This window comes from Arthrobacter koreensis (genome assembly GCF_009193255.1).
In the GTDB taxonomy this organism is placed as follows: Bacteria; Actinomycetota; Actinomycetes; order Actinomycetales; family Micrococcaceae; genus Arthrobacter_B; species Arthrobacter_B koreensis.
The window spans coordinates 13122-33100 of sequence record NZ_WACG01000004.1 but is presented as its reverse complement, the minus strand read 5'-3'; the positions used below and the strand labels follow the sequence as shown (position 1 = coordinate 33100).

Genomic DNA, 19979 nt, shown 5'->3' with positions numbered 1-19979 from the left:
CCGCTGCACCGCACCACCCCCTACACGGGAAGCTTTCTCGGGGGGCGCCCCCCCCCCCCCCCCCCCCCCCCCCGCCACCCCCCCCCCGAAAAAACTGCAGCACAGTCGGAAAGCAGGGCATGGCAATGAAAGCAGCACTGAAGGGGACAGGGCTCGTGCTCTGTGCCGTGCTGCTGGGGCTCATGACCGTTCAAGGCACCTACGCCCTGTGGAGTGCTTCTGCACCTTCGGCCGGCGGAAGCCTCCAGGCCGCTTCCTTCAACGTGGAAATGGATGGCGGTGCCGGCGTCGTCATGATGGAACAGCCGGACGGCAGCCAGGGCACCGTTGGACTGGCCACCGCTCCGCTCGGGCCGGTGAACGCCGGCGAGTCGGTGTACGCCGGCGTGAAGCTGACTAACCTCACTGACGCCGGGGGAACGTTCACACTGGCAGCCACCGCCGGCCAGCCGGTAGTCGGAGGCAGCCTCGCGCCCCTGCTGGCCATTGACCAGCGCGCCGTCGGCGGCGCGGACCTGGCCGCCTGTTCCAACCCGGCTCTGTTCACGGGGCCCGCAGCCCCGGCCCTCGAGCTGCCCAAGGGCACCTCGGGTGTCCTTTGCTTCCGCGTAACGCTCTCGGCAGCGGCAAATGCAGAGGGCCAGACTTCCACAATTTCGATTCCGCTCACCGTCGAACAAAAAGGATAGGAACTTCCATGTCAAAAGGCCGCAGCAATCCCTCACCGGCACTCCGGGCACTGAAGTTCACCGGTTCGGCCCTGAGCCTGGTAGCCATGTGCGCTGCTGCGCTGGCCGCCCTGGTCCTGATTGTCATTCCGCTGGCGACCGGATCGCAGACCTACACCGTGCTAACGAGCTCCATGGCACCGAACTACGCACCCGGCACCTTCCTCGTCGTCAAGCCGATCCCGGCGGACCAGCTCAAGACGGGTGACATCATCACCTACCAGATCGAGTCCGGGGATCCCACGGTCATCACGCACCGGATCATCGGCATCTCCACGGGACAGAACGGTGAGCGGCTGTTCGCAACCCAGGGAGACAACAATGACGTGGCCGACGAAGCCGCCGTCCAGGAAGCCCAGATCCGCGGCAAGCTCTCCTACGCCGTCCCGTACGTCGGCTTCGTGGCGAACGGTCTCGGCAGCAGCGAACGCGGCGAGATCGCACAGTGGGCAGCAGTTGGCCTGCTCGGTTACGGAATCGTCCTGCTGGTCCGCGGCGCCCTTGAAGCCAAGCGCAAGTCTCCGGAACCCGAAGTGGACGCGGTGGTCCTGGAACTTCCCCTCCGCGACGACGCCGGCTTCCACTCCCGCCCTGACGCCTTCCATGACGACCCCGTCCTGCACGAGTGCGACCACTGCGACCACGCCGTTTCAGGCTTCCACTCAGCACATGCCCCCAAGAGCGTGGCAGTCTGATGAATCCTTCCCGCCGGACCCCAGCGCCCCGCGGTGCCAGGGCCGGCCTGGCGCTCCTCGGAGCCGGAGTGTTCGCCTCCATGTCCCTTGCAGCGCCCCCGGCCGCCCACGCGGACGCCGATTCCCTCCAGGTCAGCTTCGATGGAACTTCCTTCGCGGCTTCGGCCAGCCAGCCCGTCTTCCCGGAGGGCCTGCACCTGAATCCGGGAAGCTCCCAGTCCAGGACCCTGTGGATTCGGAACAATTCAGCTGAACCAGCCTATTTTTCCCTGGCGGTGACCGGGGCCGGAATGGCTCCTGAGCTCTCCGGGTATCTTGAATTCCGTTCCAGGCTCGGCGCGGGTGCTGCATCCGCGGCCCTGCCCGGCAGCGAGGCCTGCAGTGACGTCGGAACACCCGTGCTCCTCGAAGCCGGTGCAGCACGCCGGCTGGATCTCAGCACCGGCCTGGTCCTTGAATCACCCAACACCACCATGAACCGGCGCGGCTCCTTCGACATCATCCTGCTCCTGGATGCAGCCGGCGGCCGCTCAGCCTGCCAGGCCACTGATGGTTCGGACACACAGAATCCAGTTCCCGGAGGGCAGGACTCCGGCACCCGGGGATCCGGACCTGCCGTCCAGCCCGGGCCGGGCACAGCCGCAGTCATTGCCGTCCCCGGAACCGGAGGCACGGCCGCGCCGCTCAACGCTGTCCCGGCGTTCGGCGAAGCCGCGGCACCGGCGGGGCTCCCCAAGGCCTCGGGTACACCGGATCTTCCGCCGCGGATCACACCGGCGTCGTTCCTCGAAAGCACCGTGGAGCCAATCATCCGCACCTGGCAGGGTACGTTGATGGTGTTGCTGGCCGCCGCCTTCTTCGCGGCCGCCGCTGCCCGGATACGCATAACCCGAAGGACACAATGAAGGAGAACGAGCAGGTGGGCAAGCCGCGGAGGAAGAACGTGCTGCAGCGGTTCCGGGAGCTTCCGGGGTCCCGGATTGCCGCGGCTGCCTTCGCCGTGACGGTTGTGCTGGGCCTCGGCGCACCGGCTGCCTGGGCACTGTGGAACCAGCAGGGCACGGCAGCGATCACGGTAACCGCCGGAAAGCCGGTGCCGGCTGTTCCCACCCCGCAGCCAACGCCCACCCCGCCCGGTACCGTCGTCAACCAGGCAGATCCGGTCTTCGCCGCCCGACCAGGAAAACCGTCCCCGGGCACCTGCACCGCGGCCACCGGCAACCAGCGCACGGACACCACCTTTACGTGGGCCGCGGCCGGGCCCGTAACCCACTACGTCATCTCCGTGACCTCAACGAACTCCGCCTACCCCTACGCCCAGACGCAGACGGTTCCGGCTGCCAGCGCCACGTTCCGCTTCGACCGCGCCGCGGTTGACCAGTACGGCAAGCCGGTTTCGAACCCGACGCCGTACTACACGGACTACCGTGTGCGCGTCATGCCCATGAACGGATCGGTGGCCGGTGACCCGCTCTACTGGACGTACAAGTACGAGCACTACAACGTGACCAACTGCTACTGGGCGGATCCGCACGCAGCAGCAGCGCCAAACGCTGCGCCGCTGGGCAAGATCAACCCGCTGACGTGCACTCTTCCGGAACTGGTCCGTGGCAGGAACGGGTACGCCGAACTGGTGCTCAACTGGGCGGCCTCGTCCGGCGCCGCCAGCTACGACGTGACGATCCGGTCAGCCAACGGGCGCTACGGAGCGCAGACGAACCAGGCAACCACCCAGACGAGGTTCAGGACCAGCCTGAGCCAGCCCGGCGGATCCACCCAGCACTTCTCCCAGTACTCCGTGCGGGTCCAGCCCATGAACGGGACAACCGCCGGCGATCCGGTATACCTGACCTACCAGCTGGGCGCGAACAGCCACGAGTGCTGGGCTACAGGGAACGAACTGCGGGGCTGAGCGGCAGGGGAGCCTAGCGTCCCGGGTGCCCGTTGCCCTCCTGGAACACGTCGGGAATGCCGTCGTTGTCCGCGTCCAGCCGTTCGGCCTTCTCCAGCACCGCGTAGCGGCGGTTGCGGATGGTGAGCAGGACCGACGCCAGGGCGGCGGCGAGTACGGACGCCGTTAGGATCGCGATCTTGGCGTCCTCGTGATGGGCCGAGCCCATGCCGAAGCTGAGATCGTTGACCAGCAGGGACACCGTGAAGCCGATGCCTGCCAGGATGCCGATGCCGGTCAGGTCCACCCACTTCACCGACTGGTCCAGGGTCGCCTTGGTGAAGAACGTCAGGACCCAGGTGGTCAGCAGCACGCCGATCGGCTTGCCGAGAACCAGGGCGGCCACGATGCCGACAGCCACCGGATCGGTCAGCGCGCGGCCCAGGCCTTCAATACCGCCAATCGCGACGCCGGCAGAGAAGAACGCGAAGGCCGGCACCGCAAAGCCTGTGGAGATGGGGCGGAACCTGTGCTCGAAGATTTCGGCCAGGCCCGGCTTGTCTTCACTGTGCGGCAGCGTGCCGCCCGCCGGATCGCGCCGCAGTACCGGAACAGCGAACCCGAGCAGCACGCCGGCAACTGTGGCGTGTACGCCGGAAGCATGCATCAGGATCCAGACGGCCACGGCCAGCGGAGCCAGGAACACCCAGAACGCCCACGGACGGGTTCCGAAGAACCGCGGGGCGCGCTGCACCAGCACTGTGAAGAGGGCCAGCGGAACCAGCATGAGCCCCAGCATCAGCAGGTTCACGTCTTCGGAGTAGAAGAGCGCGATGATGGTGATCGCAATGAGGTCATCGACCACGGCAAGGGTCAGCAGGAAAATCCGCAGGGCCGTGGGCAGGTGGGAACTGATGACAGCCAGGACGGCCAGCGCGAAGGCGATATCCGTCGCCGTCGGTATGGCCCAGCCGCGCATGCCGTCCGCCCCGGTAGCAACCTGGATGCCCGCGTAGATCAGGGCGGGAATGACGACTCCGCCGAAGGCTGCGGCCACCGGCACGATCGCCTTGCTGATCTGCCGCAGGTCACCGGCGACAAATTCCTTCTTGAGCTCCAGACCCACGAGGAAGAAGAAAATAGCCAGCAGTCCGTCGGCCGCCCACGCCCCGACGCTCAGGTCCAGGTGCCATGGCTCGTAGCCGAACGTGAAGTCGCGGACGGAGAAGTAGCTTTCCGACGCCGGTGAGTTGGCCCAGATGAGCGCCGCCACCGTGGCGATGAGCAGCAGGATGCCGCCCACGGTTTCCTTGCGGAGGATCTCGCCGATGCGGAGGTGCTCGCTGTAGCTGGAACGGCCGAAAAAGACTTTGGTTGATCCTGAGGGCTGGGGATTCGGCTCGTTTGAGGCCATGAAAGAGAGCTCCTAAAAGGTAAGCGGGTACGGAAGATTCGCTGCCGACCAGACTTCCCGGCTCACCTTCCCCCACTTTACCGATGCTGCGGCCCGGGGGCAGGGACGCAGCTGCAAACGGCTAGCCGATAAGGCCCCGCACGCCGATCACGGCAGTGGCCAGTGCGAAAATGATCGCGGTGCTGATCATCATGAGGTTGGTGGTCATGAACCGGGTGGGAGCGCCGTTGGCGTCACGCGCCTGCGGGTCCTTGAGGACGCGCTTGAGAAAAATGGGCCAGACCATGATCGACCAGAGGCCGGCGATGACCAGGACAAGGGACAGCGGGGTGGAAAGTTCCAAAGAAGTACTCCTGGCTGGTGACGCGGGCTAGTTGTTTTCGATCCACTTGCCGGCCTGGGCAGCCTGAATGGTCAGGGCCTTGCCGATCATCGGCTCGGCAGCCTTGGCGATCTTGTCCCCGAGGAACGGGATGGAGGAGGAGACGGATCCTTCGACGTCCACGCGGGTGCCTTCGGCCAGGACCACCAGCCGCTGTACGGCGCTGACCTTCAGCGGCACGCCGCCCACGGACAGGTCCACGGAGGCGGTCCGGGAGCCGTCTGCTGCCGGGGCGTCCCACTCTTCCTTCTGCGTCACGGTCAGGGAGGATCCCACGAGCTTTTTCGCCATGTCCGGGAGCCGGTCGGTGGGCAGCTGGCGCACCGCGGTGAGGGTGAAGGGACCGGAGGTATCGCCGTCGACCGTCAGAGAGACCAGGGAACCGCCTACGTGCTCGCTGATGCTGCGGACGAATCCTTCGTCGGTGAAGGTCTTGGTCAGCGTGGCGGCGTCGTAGGGCAGGGTGGTGGAAGCAGACAGGGCCATGGGGTCCTCCGGTAGGCAAAGTGCGGCAGGTCCGGCTTTCTGCACCGGACCCGCCAAACATCCTAGTCGCTCTCCCCGGGCAGTCCCCAAAGCAGCCGTGCCCCGGCTACGGAATACGCACGCACCCCACGGTCTGCATCTGCGAGTCCTCCAGGACCAGGGAGTTGCCGGACGCGTTGTCCGGCACCACAAACGGCAGCGTAGCCGTTGCCGTCGCTGAACCGTCCGACTCGGTGGTGAAATCCAGCGCCACACTGGCGCTTGGGGTGTCGCCGCTGCCTTGGTGGACGTACTCCGGTCCGATGTCCCCGGGGCTTTCAGCACACGGACCCTCGTGCAGGATGGCCGAATAGGCGACGCCTGCCGGGAAGCCCTGGACCTGCATATCCAGTGTGGTGTCCATGTCTGTTTCGGAGATGGTCAGCTCGGTCTCCGCCCCCTCCGGGATCAGCACCTCCGTGTTGGACGTGGGGTACGAGGTCGCGATCGCGTTCTCGCACCAGGGGCCGAACGCGCCTTCAATCACTCCGCCATCCAGCGGCGTGGGGGAAGAATCAGGACACCGGTCAGCTGCGACCGTGCGGCCCGGACCGGCCGCCTGGCAGGACGACGACGTCGCCTCCGGCCCGGTTTCGCAGTCACTGCTCAGGCTGGAGGAAGCTGCCGAGGAGGTCGCGTTGTTGGAAGTATCCTCCTGGTTCCCGGCGTTGGCGCACGCTGTGAAGAGCAGCGAAAGTGCGGTCAGGGCGGAGAGCAGGAGCAGAGTCCCGCGGCTGGATGTGGCTCCCGGTGTGCGTCCCATGGGGCAGGCCTCCGATGCGCTGGGTCAGGCGGATGCAGTGATGCCGGTGCCTTTCAGCGTGCCAGCCGGACCGGTGAAAAGCCACAGCCGGTGCCCTCCGGCGGGCGGAAACCTAGTCGAATCGGACTGCCTTGAGAAGAGTGCCGGGGAATTTTCGGCTGCAGTTGGGCTGTGCCCTGTTAGGAACCCGAAGCACCGGCCTAGCATCGCGGCACGGCTTGTGTCTCGGGGGCGGCGCGCATCCGGCCAGTTCATTCACTCGCACTCTTAGGGGAACGATGAAACTTAGTAAATCCATGCGCGGGGCTGCCCTGGCAGCGACCGTAGTCCTCACGCTCTCAGCAGGAGTTCCAGCGGCCTTCGCCTCGGAGGTCAGCTCCGGAGGAAAGGGAGTTCCGGGCTCCCATCAGGGGCCCGGGAAGAACCAGCCGAGGCAGGCCTGGCCAATACCCTGCTCAACCTGAACTTCGACATGCTCGGGTCAACGAACTTCGTCCGGTTTGTCTATGACGGTGACGGCGGGGCATTCGGGTCCACGGGCCCCACCGGGTCCGACGTGATTGAAGGAGTCTTCGAGGACTACTTCGCATCCCAGGGGCTGCCCACGGCGCCTACGGAGTTCGACGGACGCTCCGACTACCAGGCCTTCATCAACAACGGCATTCCCGCCGGCGGCCTGTTCACCGGGGCCGAAGGCGTGAAGACCGCAGAGGAAGCGGCGCTCTTCGGCGGAACAGCCGGCGAGTCCTATGACCCCTGCTACCACGCGGCATGCGACGACCTGGGCAATATCAGCAAGCAGGCGCTCGGCGAAATGTCCGACGCCGTGGCCCACACCACGCTGACCTTCGCCCAGTCTGACGCGGATATCCGTGGCGGCGCGGGAGTGTCGGCACGGGCACTGCCGTCCGCTCCGGCAACCCAGGGTCCGGCCTACAAGGGACACGAGGCCCTGCGCTAAGAGCACCTCTCTCACCCACTGGGGGAGGCCGTCCGCAGAAACCTGCGGGCGGCCTCCCTTTTGCCCGGGTTCGCCCTGAGCGGTATCCCCGCTTACCGCAGGCAGGCAACGGGTAGGCTGGAATTACCTACCCGGGGTTGATTGCCAGCTTCGGGTTCTTGCGTTGCCTGCCCTGAAGGAGATATCCCCGCAATGAGCCTGAACGGTCTGCGCGCCGCCCTCGCCGAGGACAAGTCCTACTCCCGTCTCAGGGCGCATGCCGCGCGGGTCCCGGCCAAGCGCAGCCAGGACCTGGAGATCGGCGCACCGCAGGGTATGCGGGCCGCGCTGCTGGCGGAAATGGTGGACGGCCTGGCGGAAGCGCACGACGCCGGCACCGGCGCCGGGAGCGACGGCGCACCTCCCGTAGTCCTCGCCGTCACGGCCACCGGGCGGGAGGCGGAAGACCTCGCCGCAGCCCTGCGCAGTTACCTTCCACTGGCCGGAATCGAGGAGTTCCCCTCCTGGGAGACCCTGCCCCACGAGCGGCTTTCACCCCGCTCGGACACCGTGGGCCGCAGGCTCTCGGTCCTGCGCCGGCTTGCGCACCCTGAGGACCACCCGATCCAGATTGTCGTGGCGCCCGTCCGCGCCGTCGTGCAGCCCCTGGTCAAGGGCCTGGGCGACCTGCAGCCGGTGTCCCTGGCCGTGGGGGATGAACGGCCGTTCGATGCCGTCGTCAAGGCGCTCGCCGACGCCGCCTACGCCCGCGTGGACATGGTGTCCCACCGCGGCGAGTTCGCCGTGCGCGGCGGCATCCTTGACGTGTTCCCGCCCACCGACGACCATCCCATCCGCATAGACTTCTTCGGCGACGAGGTGGACTCGATGCGCTGGTTCGCCGTGGCCGACCAGCGGACCCTGACCGGCGAGCACGTGGTCCACCCCAAGGAGCTCTACGCCCCTCCGTGCCGCGAACTGCTCATCACCCCGGACGTCATGAGCCGGGCCGCGAAGCTGCAGGGCCAGATGCCGGCCGCCGCGGACATGCTGGAGAAGATCGCCGGGGGCATCGCCGTCGAAGGCATGGAATCCCTGGCCCCGGTGCTGGTGGATGAAATGGTGCCGCTGATGAGCCAGCTCCCGGCCGGCTCCATTTCCGTGGTCATTGAACCGGAGAAAGTCCGCGCCCGCGCCCATGACCTTGAATCCACCAACGAGGAATTCCTGGCTGCCGCGTGGGCCACGGCGTCCGACGGCGGTGCGGCGCCCGTAGATCTCTCCGCCGGGCTCAGCGCGGACCTGGAAGCCGCCAGCTTCCGCTCCCTGACGGACACCCGCTCCGCGGCCCTGGCCAACGACGTCGCGTGGTGGGCCATCACGTCCTTCAATCCGGACGCCGAGACCGTCCTGGACATCGACACCCTGACGATCAACGCCCGCGAACCGCGGGGTTACAAGGGCGACGTGGCGGAGATGATGGACTTCATCGGCTCCCGGATCAGGGACCAATGGCGCGTCGTCGTGGTTACCGAAGGGCCTGGCCCGGCCTCCCGGCTGGCCGAACTGTTCCACGACAATGACATCCCCGCCGCCCGGGTGGACTCCCTGGACTCCGCGCCGCAGCCGGGCATCATCGAAATAACCACCGCCAGCGCCGGGCGCGGCTTCGTCTTCGACAACCTGAAGATGGGCCTGCTCACCGAGGCGGACCTGCTGGGCCGGGCCAGCACGTACTCCACCAAGGACATGCGCAAGATGCCCTCCCGGCGGCGCAACGCCGTCGACCCCCTGCAGCTGCAGGAAGGCGACTACGTGGTGCACGAACAGCATGGCGTAGGCCGGTTCGTGGAGCTGCTGCAGCGTGCCACCGGGGCCGGGGTAAACAAGACGGTCCGTGAATACCTGGTGCTGGAGTACGCGCCGTCAAAGCGCGGAGCGCCGGGGGACCGGCTGTTCGTGCCGACCGACCAGCTGGACCAGATCACCCGCTACGTGGGCGGGGAGACCCCGGTGCTGTCCAAGATGGGCGGCTCCGACTGGGCGAAGACCAAGTCCAAGGCCCGCAAGGCCGTCAAGGAAATCGCCGGGGAACTGATCCGGCTCTACTCCGCTCGTATGTCATCCAAGGGGCACGCCTTCGGGCAGGACACCCCGTGGCAGCGCGAGCTGGAAGAGGCATTCCCGTACGTGGAGACGCCGGACCAGCTGACCACCATCAATGAGGTCAAGGCGGACATGGAACGCGAGATTCCCATGGACCGGCTGGTCTCCGGCGACGTCGGTTACGGCAAGACCGAGATTGCGGTGCGCGCTGCGTTCAAGGCCGTGCAGGACGGCAAGCAGGTTGCTGTCCTGGTCCCAACGACGCTGCTCGCCCAGCAGCACCTGGAAACCTTCTCCGAACGCTTCTCCGGTTTCCCCGTCCGCGTAGCCACGCTCTCCCGCTTCCAGACCGCCAAGCAGGCGAAGGAAGTCATCGAAGGCGTGCTCAACGGGTCCGTGGACGTCATCATCGGCACGCACCGGCTGCTCTCGCAGGAGGTCCAGTTCAAGGATCTTGGCCTGGTGATCGTGGATGAGGAGCAGCGCTTCGGCGTCGAACACAAGGAAGCGCTGAAGAAGCTGCGCACCAACGTGGACGTGCTGGCCATGAGCGCTACGCCGATTCCGCGAACCCTGGAGATGTCGCTGACCGGCATCCGCGAGACCTCCACCCTGGCCACCCCGCCGGAGGAACGGCACCCGGTGCTGACCTATGTTGGCCCGTATACGGACAAGCAGGCGTCGGCCGCGATCCGCCGCGAACTGATGCGTGAAGGCCAGGTGTTCTTTGTGCACAACCGGGTCTCCTCCATCGACAGGACCGCCGCGCACCTGCAGGAGCTGGTCCCGGAAGCCCGGATCGCCGTCGCGCACGGCCAGATGAGCGAAGCGAAGCTTGAGCAGATCATCGTGGACTTCTGGGAGAAACGGTTCGATGTGCTGGTGTGCACCACCATCATCGAAACCGGCCTGGACATCTCCAACGCCAACACCCTGATCGTGGACCGGGCGGACCACTTTGGCCTGTCCCAGCTGCACCAGCTGCGCGGACGTGTGGGCCGCGGCCGGGAACGCGCCTACGCGTACTTCCTCTACCCGTCGGAAAAGCCCCTGGGCGAGACGGCGCTGGAGCGGCTGAAGGCTGTCGCAGCGCACAACGAACTCGGCGCCGGTATGCAGCTGGCCATGAAGGACCTGGAGATCCGCGGTGCCGGCAACCTGCTGGGCGGCGAGCAGTCCGGGCACATTGCCGGCGTCGGCTTCGACCTGTACATCCGGCTGGTCGGCGAGGCCGTGGCGGACTTCCGCGGCGAGGCCGAGGAGAAGGCCGCCGAGATGAAGATCGAGCTGCCGGTGAACGCGCACCTGCCGCACGACTATGTTCCGGGGGAGCGGCTGCGCCTGGAGGCCTACCGCAAGCTGGCTTCCGCGCTGACGAACGAGGCGATCGACGAGGTCCTCGCCGAACTGGTGGACCGCTACGGCGAACCGCCGCAGGAAGTGAAGAACCTGATCGACGTCGCCCGCTTCCGTGTCGATGCGCGCTCGGCCGGGCTGACCGACGTGGCGCTGCAGGGCAACTTCATCAAGTTCTCCCCGGGAGACCTGCCCGAATCCCGGACCATGCGCCTGCAGCGGATGTACCCGGGCTCGCAGGTGAAGCCGGCGCTGAATGCGATCCTGATCCCGAAGCCCAAGACCGCGAAGATCGGTGGCCGGGACCTGCAGGACGCGGAGATGCTGCAGTGGGCGCACCAGGTGCTGGACGCGATCTTCAAGGAGTAGGTTCGCGGGGGCCGGGCCGCAGTGGGGCCGACGGCGCTGGGCGCTGGTGGCGCTGGGGTGCAGGTAAACCGTGTTGACGGCGAGCTGGTGACCTTCGAGTCGCCCACCGTTTTCCTGCGCGGCGGTGAACGGGTGGAATCCACGAGCACCCTGCGGTTTCGCTCCCGGGACGCGCTGCGTGCTTCCCTCGCTGAGGCGGGGTTTGGTGCAGTGGAAATCCGGCTGCTCCCGTATGCGCCAACCCGCGGGTGGCTGGTATTGGGGCAGGCATGACAGGTTGGCGCGTAGTGGCGGGCCGGGCTCATTTGTGCGTGCGGGTTGGATCTGCTCGTGCTCTAGGACCCACGAACCCGTGGATTCGGCGGGTGTTGGACATGGCGGTTCTGAGGGTCTGGCCGGGTTCAGCGGCGTTATCTCCCCGATGGTTGCGGGGCAGGGGCCGAATGCAGCGTTATCTCCCCGAAAGGCTGGACGGTGGAAGGGCCGGGCTGGACTCGGGGATCGAGGGGGCATCCTGTGTCGCAATAAGGCTCGTTGTGAGGGAAGCCGTCCATCCTGTGACGCAAAACGGTCGTTCAGCAAGCCCGGAAGAAGCGTTATTGCAGCACAGGATTCCGAAGACGAACTCAAAGCGACATGATTGCGCCACAGGATGAGACGGGCCCGAAGAAACCGCATACCGGCATCGCCGCTCCCGCCGGCCCCCCCCGCAGCACCCGCCGCCCCGTACCCCGCAGCACCCGTCGCCCGTACCCCCGCAGCACCCCGCAGCCCTCACGCCGCCGGTCCTTACCCCTCACCCCACGGCGCCCCGACCGCCCCGCCCCTTACCCGGCCCCTTAATCACAGCGCACGCAAAAGCGTGCCTCCTTCGGGAGGGGGAATCGGGCCGAAGGAGGCACGCGGCTTGAAGCACCGGCGTCCCGGAGGGCCCTCCACACAGAGAGCCTCAGAGGAACGCCGGCAGGAACTAGGAGTCGAACCCCATGCCGACGGCGTCCATGAGTTTCAGCCAGGGGCCGCGTTTGCCCTGCCGGCGGTCGGAGCGGACCATCGCGGCGGTAGTGATCTTCACGCCCAGCCACGCAACAGGCTCGGGCGGGAACGGCAGCGGCAGCTTACGGACCAACTCCAGGGAGGTCCGCCGCGTGGGCGAACCCGTGAGCAGGTCCAGCAGCACATTGGCCGCAAACCGGCTGGCACCCACACCGAGGCCGGTGAATCCGGCTGCATAGGCCACCCGTCCGCTGTATGCCTTCATGAAGAACGAGAAGAACCTGCTGCAGGTATCGATCGCCCCACCCCACTTATGGGTGAATGAGATGCCCTCCAGCTGCGGGAACGTGGCCAGGAAGTGAGCGGCCAGGCGGCGGAAGGACTCTTCGCTCTGGTCGTACTCCGGCTCCATGCTGCGGCCGTAGTGGTAAGGCGCGTCATAGCCGCCAAAGAGGATCCGGCTGTCCTCCGTCAGCCGGTAGTAATGGAACCGGTTCGCGACGTCGTCGAGCCCCTGGCGCCGTGACCAGCCGATGGATTCAAGCTGGGCTTCGGTGAGAGGCTCGGTCATCAGTGCATAGTCGTACACCGGCACGGTGTGCAGCCGGGCCCGCCGCAGCAGCGACGGGAACACGTTGGTGGCCAACGCAACCTTGGAAGCTGAGACCGTGCCGGCGCCGGTTTTCAGCTGGACACCGTGGGCCGACTTGGCCAGCGACCGCACAGGGGAGTGCTCGAAGATCTGCACGCCGAGTTCCAGGCACGCCCGCTTCAGGCCCCACGCCAACCGCGCCGGATCCACCAGTGCGCTGCCCTTCTTGTTCCACGCCCCGGCCAGGTAAAGGGGGGACTTCACTTCGGCCTGGACCTTGTCCCGGTCGAAGAATTCGACGCCGTCGTGCCCGGCTTCCTCGCGCAGCCAGTCCACCTGGTGCGGCTCGGTGGCCAGGGCCAGGGTGCCATTCCATTCAAACCCGCAGTCGATCCCGTAGCGCTCAAGCGTTTCCGCGAACTCGGCCAGGTTTTCGTCGCCCATTTCCTGGAGCAGGTCCACCTCCCCGGGCAGGTGCTTGACCCCGTTGCTGTAGCCATGGGTCAGGCTGGCCGAAACGAAGCCCCCGTTGCGGCCCGACGCCGCCCAGCCCACCTCCTGGCCCTCCAGCAGCACCACGCTGGCGGACGGATCACGTTCCTTGGCCAGCAGCGCCGTCCACAGGCCGGTGTATCCGCCGCCGACAACTGCCAGGTCCGCGGAGACATGGGAGTCCAGCGGCGGCAGGGGAGCGGGGCGTTCCGGGCGGTCCAGCCAGTAGGGTGCGGGCACTGCGGTGGACAGGGCGGCGGTGACGGTGGCGGCCGGGATGCGCTGCTCGGCCAGGTCGTAGGCGGTTGGGGTGGTGCGTGGCACGGTATCTGCTTTCGATCGGGTGTGGTTCGCAGGTGGATGCTGGGCCGGATCAGGCCGGGCGGTAGCCCGTGGTTTCCGGCGGCACGGCGTGGCGGATCATCAGATGGCGGGTCACGGAGTAGTCCAGGAGCGGCTCAATGCTCATGTCCTTGCCGAAACCGGAACCCTTCACGCCGCCGTGCGGGGCCTCGGAAGCCAGCGGCAGGTGGTCGTTGATCCAGGTGACGCCCACCTCCAGCTGGTGGCTGACGCGGATGGCACGCCCGACGTCGGCGGTCCAGACCGAGGAAGCAAGGCCGTAGGCGCTGTCATTGGCCAAGGCGACGGCGTCTTCCTCGGTATCGAAGGGCAGTGCCACCAGCACGGGGCCGAAGATCTCTCCCTGCACCAGTTCCGAGGACTGCCCGGCACCCACCACGAGGGTGGGCGGGAAGTAGAAGCCGGGGCCCTCCAGGGGCGAGCCGCCCTCGAGCGCCTGCGCACCGGCGTCGACCGCGCGCTGCACAAACCCTGCCACCTTCTCCCGGTGGGCTGCGGAAATCAGCGGGCCGATGTGCGTGGCCGGGTCATGCGGATTGCCGATGTTGATGCCCTTGAGCTCTGCCCGCAGGGCAGCAATGGCGTCGTCGAAAATGCTCCGGTGGATGTACACGCGGGTGGCCGCGGTGCAGTCCTGGCCGGTGTTGTAGGTGGCGCCCAGAGCCACAGCGCGGGCCATCTGCGCCACGTCGGCGTCGGCGAAGACCAGCGCCGGGGCCTTGCCGCCCAGTTCCAGGTGAACGCGCTTGACGTCCTTGACGGCCCCCTGCATGACGGCACGGCCGGTGGCAGTTGACCCGGTCACCGAGACCATGTCCACGCCGCGGTGCCCCGCCAGGGCGGAGCCGATATCCCCGCCGCCGGTCACCACGTTCAGCACACCCGCCGGCAGGCCCGCGGAAGCAGCCAGCTCGGCCAGGCGCAGCGTGGATCCCGGAGTCAGCGGGGCAGGCTTGAGGATGACGGTGTTGCCGGCGGCCAGCGCGGGGCCGGCCTTCCACAGCGCCATGATCAGCGGGAAATTCCACGGCGTAATGCCGGCAACCACACCCACCGGCCGGCGGACCATCATGGAGGTGTAACCGTCGGAGAAGACGCCCGCGCCGGTGCCGTCCACGGATCGGGCGGCACCGGCGAAGAATCGCAGGTTGTCCGCGCCGAACGGGATTTCGCCGTCCAGCACGGTGGTCCACGGTTTGCCGCCCTCCGTGACTTCCAGCTCGGTGAGCGCCTCGCCGTCCGTCTCCAGGGCATCGGCGAGCTTCAGCAGCACGCGGGCACGCTGCCCCGGGGTCTGTGCTGCCCAGCCCGCTGCGGCGTCCCGGGCAGCAGCGACGGCGGAATCGACGTCGTCCACCGTGGATGCGGTAAGCGTGCCCGAGACCTCGCCGGTGGCGGGATTGATGAGCTCCTGCACTTCGCCGTTCGAAGCGCGGTAGTCGTTGGAAATGAAAGTTCCGGATGCCATGGGTGTTCCTTGCAGTGGTGGTGACGTGGAGATTCAGTGCGTTCGGATGAGGAAGCTAGTGTGCTGCGGCGACCTGTTCGAGCGCGGCGGCCGCCGCGGACAAGCCGTCCACGGCGCGGATGCGTTCCCCGGCGGTGCGGCAGCGGGCCTGCAGTTCTGCATCGTTCAGCAGCTCGTCGATGGTGCCGAGGAGCTCTTCGGCCGTGCAGCTGTAGGTGTCCAGGCGGCGGCCGTAGCCGGATTCGTGGACACGCTGGGCGTTGTCATACTGGTCCCAGAACAGCGGCAGCAGGATCATCGGCTTGCCGAAGTGCAGGGCTTCGGTGGTGGTGTTGTTGCCGCCGTGCGTGATGACCAGGTCCACCAGGGGAATGATGCGGGTCTGCGGCAGGAACTCCGCACCCCACATATTTGGTGCCAGGGTGATCTCCTCGTGCCGGGGGCCCTTGGAGACGATGAAGTTGTAGCCGTCAGCGCCGCCGAGGATATCCACCGTGCGCTGCATGAGTTCGACGTCGGCGCCGCCCAGGGAGCCCAGGCTGAAGTAGACCAGCGGCTTGGATCCATCCAGGAACTCCTCGGGGAGCTCAACGGCCGATTCGGTCTCGCGGACGGCGGAGTCGACGCGGGTCCAGTTCGGCTCCAGCGGCCGGCGGGAGGTGTAGTCCAGTTCTTCAGGGTAGACGTAGATGTTGTGCACCCCTGAATGGATGAATTCGAGCCGTGGCAGCGGCGGTGCACCCTGGGCCTGCACCCAGGCGTTGAAGTCCTTCCAGAGGTCCTTGTGGGTGCGTTCGTATTCGGCGCGGTACTCGTCCCACGCGGCGGTGTCATCCTGGCCCAGGCCGGAGTACGCGGGGGCGATGCCGGGTCCGGGGATTTCCAGCGGGTTGCAGGAGACGATCCGCACGAACGGCTTCTCCGCGGTCACCAGGGCGGGGAAAGCCACCACGTTGTCCTCGATGATTACATCCGGATTCACGTCCGCGATTATCTTCCGCAATTCGGGCTCGCAGTATTTTGCGCCTTCAATTGCTCCTTCCCAAATAGGCCGGATGACCGTTTCAGCCTGTTCCAGTGTTGTTTTACGGAATTCCGGAGAGATGGCTTTGATGTATTCCTTCCAGAAATCGCCGGCTTCGGCCTCTGCATCGTCCGCGGCCGGCGGAGCGAAGTCCACGAGCGCTTCCTCGAAGCCCAGTGCCGCTAGCTTGCCTTTCCAGGACGACTCCGCCGCGAAGACAACCCGGTGCCCGCGCTTCAGCAGCTCGCTGCCAATCCCGATGCAGTTGTTGGTGGGTCCGTAAGCGCTTTCCGGCATGAAAAGAAAAGTGCGTGAATTTGTCAATGCTGCCTCCAGGAATCGGTGGGTGATGCAAATTACTTATGTGAAATGCGGTTATTGTGGCGGAAGTGTCCTATTGTGGTGAATCAGTCCATCGGAGGAAGGTTTTTACATGGCACGTCCGAAGAACCAGGCCGCACGCCGCAGCGAGATTGTGGCGGCCGCGCAGCGGGCGGTGGCCAAGCATGGTCCGGACGGTGCCCGGCTGAACCGGGTCGCAGAAGAAGCCGGGCTGACCAGCGGAGCGGTGCTGTACTACTACCCGAACATTGATGACCTGATGCTTGAGGCGAACCGCGAAGCCATGGAGCGCTTCTACGAACAGCGCGTGCAGATGCTCGCGTCGCTGCCGGATGACCCCGCCGTCCGGCTGCTGGCGCTGATCCGCTCCGGCCTGCCGTCCGGATCCGATGACGCGCAGGTGGCCATGCTCTGTGCCCTGGGCGGCTCCGCGGGCAACAATCCGGTGACCGCCACCCTGCTGACCTCCCTCTACGAGCGGCAGGTTGGCATGTACCTGGTCGTGCTGGAACAGGGGGCCGCTCGAGGCGTGTTCGCGCTGGCCCAGGACCCGCTGACCGTTGCCCGAAATCTGGTGGCGCTCGAAGACGCCTACGGTTACCGGATCATTGCCCGCCATCCGAGCATCGACGCCGAGACGGCGGCGCTCCTGATCGCGGACTACGCGCGGATCGCAACCGCTCATGAGCTGACCGTTTCCTGAGCAGCGCCCGGCCGCGACGCCGCGCGGTCATCTTCCACGGCTACGGTTCTGGCCGCGTCAATAACCAAACCCACCTGTGAGCCACGCTGTGGAACCTGGACCGCCCGTACGGTGCAGGTGAACGGTGCACTCAGCCCGGGAACCTGCACCGAGACCGTGGAGGTGCCGCCCAGGAAGAACGTATCCACCACGGTTCCGGACAGCGTGCCGGTGCCGGCCCCGGCCAGCGCCACGTCTTCCGGGCGCACGACGGCGGTGGCCGCGGTTCCGGCGGGCAGCGTATGGTCCGCGGCGATCACCAGGCCGTTGTCCAGCAGGATGCCCCCGGCGGCGGCGGTGCCGTCCAGGAGGTTCGCGGTGCCGATGAAATCGGCTACGAACCGCGTCCGGGGCGCGGCGTAGAGGGCTACCGGCGTGTCCACCTGCTCCAGCCGGCCAGCGTTGAGCACTGCCACCCGGTCCGCCATGGACATGGCCTCTTCCTGGTCATGGGTGACCACGACGAACGTCATGCCCGCCTCGTGCTGCAGACGCTTGAGCTCGAGCTGCATTTCCGCGCGGACCTTGCGGTCCAGGGCGGACAACGGCTCGTCCAGCAGCAGCAGGCGGGGCCGTTTGACGATGGCCCGGGCCAGGGCCACGCGCTGGCGCTGCCCGCCGGAGAGCTGTCCCGGGCGCCGCTTGGCGAATTTCGTGAGACCGATGGTTTCGAGCGCCTCGCCCACCCGGCGGCGGACCTCGGCCTTGCCCCTGCCTTCGGCCTCAAGTCCGTAGGCCACGTTCTTCTCCACGCTCAGATGCGGGAAAAGGGCGTAGGACTGGAACATCATGTTCACCGGCCGGCGGTGGGCCGGAAGCGCAGTCAGCGGTTCGCCGTCGAGCAGGATCTCCCCATGTGCCGGGGTTTCGAAACCTGCGATGGACCGCAGCAGGGTGCTCTTGCCGCAGCCGGACGGACCCAGCAGGGCGAAGAATTCGTTGCCGGCGATGTCCAGGTCAATCCCGTGAAGTGCCTGGACGGAGCCGTAGCTGTGGCTGAGCGAACGCAGCTGCAGCAGGGGCTGGCTGGCGGAAACTGTGTCAGGTCCGTAGGTCATAGTGAATCCGCAATCTTGGTCAGGCGCTGTGTGCCCAGGACCGCCAGGACGGTCAGGCCAAGCAGCATGGTGGCGAGGGCATTGATTTCGGGGGAGACGCCGAAGCGAACCATCGAGTAGATGTTGATGGGCAGGGTGGAGACTGTGGGGCTGGTGGTAAAGAAAGCGATCACGAATTCATCCAGGGAGAGGGTGAATGCCAGCAGTCCGCCGGAGATAATGGCAGGTCCCAGCTGCGGAACCGTCACCTTCAGCAGGGTGCGGGCCGGAGTGGCTCCCAGGTCTCTCGAGGCTTCTTCCAGCGACGGATCAACCTGCGCCAGCCGGGCCAGCACAATAGCGGTCACGAAGGCCATGGCGAACACGGTGTGGGCCAGGATGACCGAGAGCAGGCCCAGGGTGAAGTTGAGCAGGGTGAACAGGCTTAGCAGGCCGATGGCCAGGAGCAGATCCGGGAGCATGGCCGGGGCAATGGCGATCGCCCGGATCAGTCCGCCCCTGGTGTAGCGGTGGATGCCGACGGCGGTGAGCGTGCCCAGCACAGTGGCCAGCACAGCAGCGGCCGCGGCCACGATCAGGGTGTTCCCCAGCGACGCAAGGATCTCCGGGGAGCGGAAGATTTCTGCGTACCACTTCAGCGAAAAACCCGACCAGGAGAACAGATTGGAAGAGGCATTGAAGGACATGGCCGTGACCACGAGGATCGGCAGGTAGAGGAAGCCGATCACCGCCCAGAACGGCACCCGGAGGTGCCAGCCGCGTCCGTGCCGCGCGCCACGGCGTCGTACGTTTTTGTCTCCGGCAGTCCGGCCGGCTGCGATGGTGCTCATGCGTCCGCCTTCCGCGGGGTCTTGCCTTCACTGACGGCGCGGGACGCCCGCTGTTGCAGAACCAGCAGCAGTACCAGGAACGCCGTCATGACCAGGGCCAGGGCAGCGCCGAAGGGCCAGTCGCGGGCCTTGAGGAACTGGTCGCGGATGAGGTTGCCGATCAGCACTGTCTTCCCGCCGCCGATCAGCTCCGGAATGATGAAGTTGCCCATGGCGGGCACGAAGACAAAGATGCAGCCGGTCAGGGCACCCGGGGCGGAGAGCGGCAGGGTGACGGTGCGGAACACCCGGAACGGCGAGGAACCAAGGTTGGTGGCAGCTTCGGTAAGCTGCGCGTCCTGGGAGGACAAGGACGCGTACAGCGGCAGGATCATCAGCGGCAGGTACATATAGACCAGCCCGACGACGACGGCCGGTTCGGTGTAGAGCATTGCCACCGGTTCGGTGGTGATTCCGAGGGCCTGCAGGCCCTGGTTGATCCAGCCTGCGTTGTTCAGCAGCAGGATCCACGCATAGGTGCGGATCAGGAAGTTGGTCCAGAACGGCAGCAGCACGGCGATCAGCGCCAGGGTGCGCCACCGCTTGGGCAGGCGGGAGATGAACAGGGCCGCCGGGTAGCCGATTAGCAGGGCGATTCCGGTGGCGGCACCGGCAATGAGAATGGACTTCAGCACCACGCCCAGGTAGAGCGGGTCTGCCAGCCGGACGAAGTTGTCCAGGGTGAAGTTGTACTCGACCCCGCCAAACCGGCCGCGCTCAAAGAACGCGTAGACGGTAACCAGTGCCACGGGCAGGACGGCAAGGACGAAGAGGAAGAGGACACCGGGTCCGAGGATCGGAAGGCCGGCGAGCCTCCGGCGCCAGGCGGCGCCGGAGGCTGCGGAGCGGAGGGCAGGCACGGGA

18 protein-coding genes are annotated in these 19979 nt (G+C 66.7%); 8 read left to right on the top strand and 10 right to left on the bottom strand.

Features of this window, described 5'->3' with window-relative positions; genetic code table 11:
• Positions 1 to 119: 119 nt before the first annotated feature.
• From GD628_RS10835 to GD628_RS10820, 4 genes are read left to right on the top strand one after another with little or no spacing between them, the layout of a single operon-like run.
• Positions 120 to 689, top strand: coding sequence for a hypothetical protein (locus GD628_RS10835; RefSeq protein WP_091606589.1), 570 nt, complete (start codon positions 120 to 122; stop codon positions 687 to 689).
• 8 nt (positions 690 to 697) lie between these two features.
• A complete protein-coding gene (locus GD628_RS10830; RefSeq protein WP_091606587.1) occupies positions 698 to 1423 on the top strand; it encodes a signal peptidase I in 726 nt (241 codons plus the stop codon).
• The gene (locus GD628_RS10825) at positions 1423 to 2328 is read left to right on the top strand and encodes a hypothetical protein (protein ID WP_152274728.1); all 906 of its coding nucleotides are present in this window, start codon (positions 1423 to 1425) and stop codon (positions 2326 to 2328) included. The genes GD628_RS10830 and GD628_RS10825 overlap by 1 nt, the downstream gene beginning before the upstream one ends.
• Complete coding sequence (locus tag GD628_RS10820) at positions 2325 to 3335, top strand: hypothetical protein (RefSeq protein ID WP_152274727.1); 1011 nt, start codon at positions 2325 to 2327, stop codon at positions 3333 to 3335. Before GD628_RS10825 ends, GD628_RS10820 begins: the two co-directional genes overlap by 4 nt.
• Positions 3336 to 3348: 13 nt before the next feature.
• On the opposite strand, the gene nhaA is transcribed toward GD628_RS10820, so the two are convergent.
• From nhaA to GD628_RS10800, 4 genes are all read right to left on the bottom strand, one after another.
• Positions 3349 to 4728 (bottom strand): Na+/H+ antiporter NhaA, encoded by a 1380-nt coding sequence (gene nhaA / locus GD628_RS10815; protein WP_152274726.1) that lies wholly within the window; start codon positions 4726 to 4728, stop codon positions 3349 to 3351.
• A gap of 121 nt (positions 4729 to 4849) precedes the next feature.
• Positions 4850 to 5071: an SCO4848 family membrane protein gene (locus tag GD628_RS10810; protein ID WP_091606575.1), complete on the bottom strand. Its 222-nt coding sequence runs from the start codon at positions 5069 to 5071 to the stop codon at positions 4850 to 4852.
• Positions 5072 to 5098: 27 nt separating this feature from the next.
• Positions 5099 to 5596, bottom strand: a complete 498-nt coding sequence (locus tag GD628_RS10805; protein WP_091606572.1) for a DUF2505 domain-containing protein — start codon at positions 5594 to 5596, stop codon at positions 5099 to 5101.
• Between the two features lie 106 nt (positions 5597 to 5702).
• Complete coding sequence (locus tag GD628_RS10800) at positions 5703 to 6398, bottom strand: hypothetical protein (RefSeq protein ID WP_152274725.1); 696 nt, start codon at positions 6396 to 6398, stop codon at positions 5703 to 5705.
• Positions 6399 to 6690: 292 nt separating this feature from the next.
• Between GD628_RS10800 and GD628_RS10795 the strand changes: the two genes are divergently transcribed.
• The 3 genes from GD628_RS10795 (at position 6691) to GD628_RS10785 (ending at position 11442) form a co-directional block, all read left to right on the top strand.
• A complete protein-coding gene (locus GD628_RS10795; protein ID WP_226802489.1) occupies positions 6691 to 7359 on the top strand; it encodes a M28 family peptidase in 669 nt (222 codons plus the stop codon).
• Between the two features lie 192 nt (positions 7360 to 7551).
• On the top strand, positions 7552 to 11169 hold the full coding sequence (gene mfd / locus GD628_RS10790) for a transcription-repair coupling factor (protein WP_152274723.1): 3618 nt from the start codon (positions 7552 to 7554) through the stop codon (positions 11167 to 11169).
• A 57-nt stretch (positions 11170 to 11226) separates the two neighbouring features.
• Complete coding sequence (locus GD628_RS10785; protein ID WP_091606560.1) at positions 11227 to 11442, top strand: hypothetical protein; 216 nt, start codon at positions 11227 to 11229, stop codon at positions 11440 to 11442.
• Positions 11443 to 12139: 697 nt separating this feature from the next.
• Here the strand turns inward: GD628_RS10785 and GD628_RS10780 are convergent.
• The 3 genes from GD628_RS10780 to GD628_RS10770 are packed head-to-tail and all read right to left on the bottom strand — an operon-like array spanning position 12140 to position 16401.
• Positions 12140 to 13573, bottom strand: coding sequence for an NAD(P)/FAD-dependent oxidoreductase (locus GD628_RS10780; protein ID WP_226802488.1), 1434 nt, complete (start codon positions 13571 to 13573; stop codon positions 12140 to 12142).
• Between the two features lie 49 nt (positions 13574 to 13622).
• A complete protein-coding gene (locus tag GD628_RS10775; RefSeq protein ID WP_152274722.1) occupies positions 13623 to 15080 on the bottom strand; it encodes an aminobutyraldehyde dehydrogenase in 1458 nt (485 codons plus the stop codon).
• 55 nt (positions 15081 to 15135) lie between these two features.
• A complete protein-coding gene (locus GD628_RS10770) occupies positions 15136 to 16401 on the bottom strand; it encodes a glycosyltransferase (protein WP_152274721.1) in 1266 nt (421 codons plus the stop codon).
• Positions 16402 to 16537: 136 nt separating this feature from the next.
• Here GD628_RS10770 and GD628_RS10765 point away from each other — a divergent pair, with 136 nt between their 5' ends.
• Positions 16538 to 17149 (top strand): TetR/AcrR family transcriptional regulator, encoded by a 612-nt coding sequence (locus GD628_RS10765; protein WP_091606552.1) that lies wholly within the window; start codon positions 16538 to 16540, stop codon positions 17147 to 17149.
• Here GD628_RS10765 and GD628_RS10760 read toward each other — a convergent pair.
• The 3 genes from GD628_RS10760 to GD628_RS10750 are packed head-to-tail and all read right to left on the bottom strand — an operon-like array spanning position 17128 to position 19975.
• On the bottom strand, positions 17128 to 18246 hold the full coding sequence (locus tag GD628_RS10760) for an ABC transporter ATP-binding protein (RefSeq protein ID WP_091606549.1): 1119 nt from the start codon (positions 18244 to 18246) through the stop codon (positions 17128 to 17130). The genes GD628_RS10765 and GD628_RS10760 overlap by 22 nt on opposite strands.
• Complete coding sequence (locus tag GD628_RS10755; RefSeq protein ID WP_152274720.1) at positions 18243 to 19076, bottom strand: ABC transporter permease; 834 nt, start codon at positions 19074 to 19076, stop codon at positions 18243 to 18245. The genes GD628_RS10760 and GD628_RS10755 overlap by 4 nt, the downstream gene beginning before the upstream one ends.
• The gene (locus tag GD628_RS10750; protein WP_091606544.1) at positions 19073 to 19975 is read right to left on the bottom strand and encodes an ABC transporter permease; all 903 of its coding nucleotides are present in this window, start codon (positions 19973 to 19975) and stop codon (positions 19073 to 19075) included. Before GD628_RS10750 ends, GD628_RS10755 begins: the two co-directional genes overlap by 4 nt.
• Positions 19976 to 19979 lie beyond the last annotated feature (4 nt).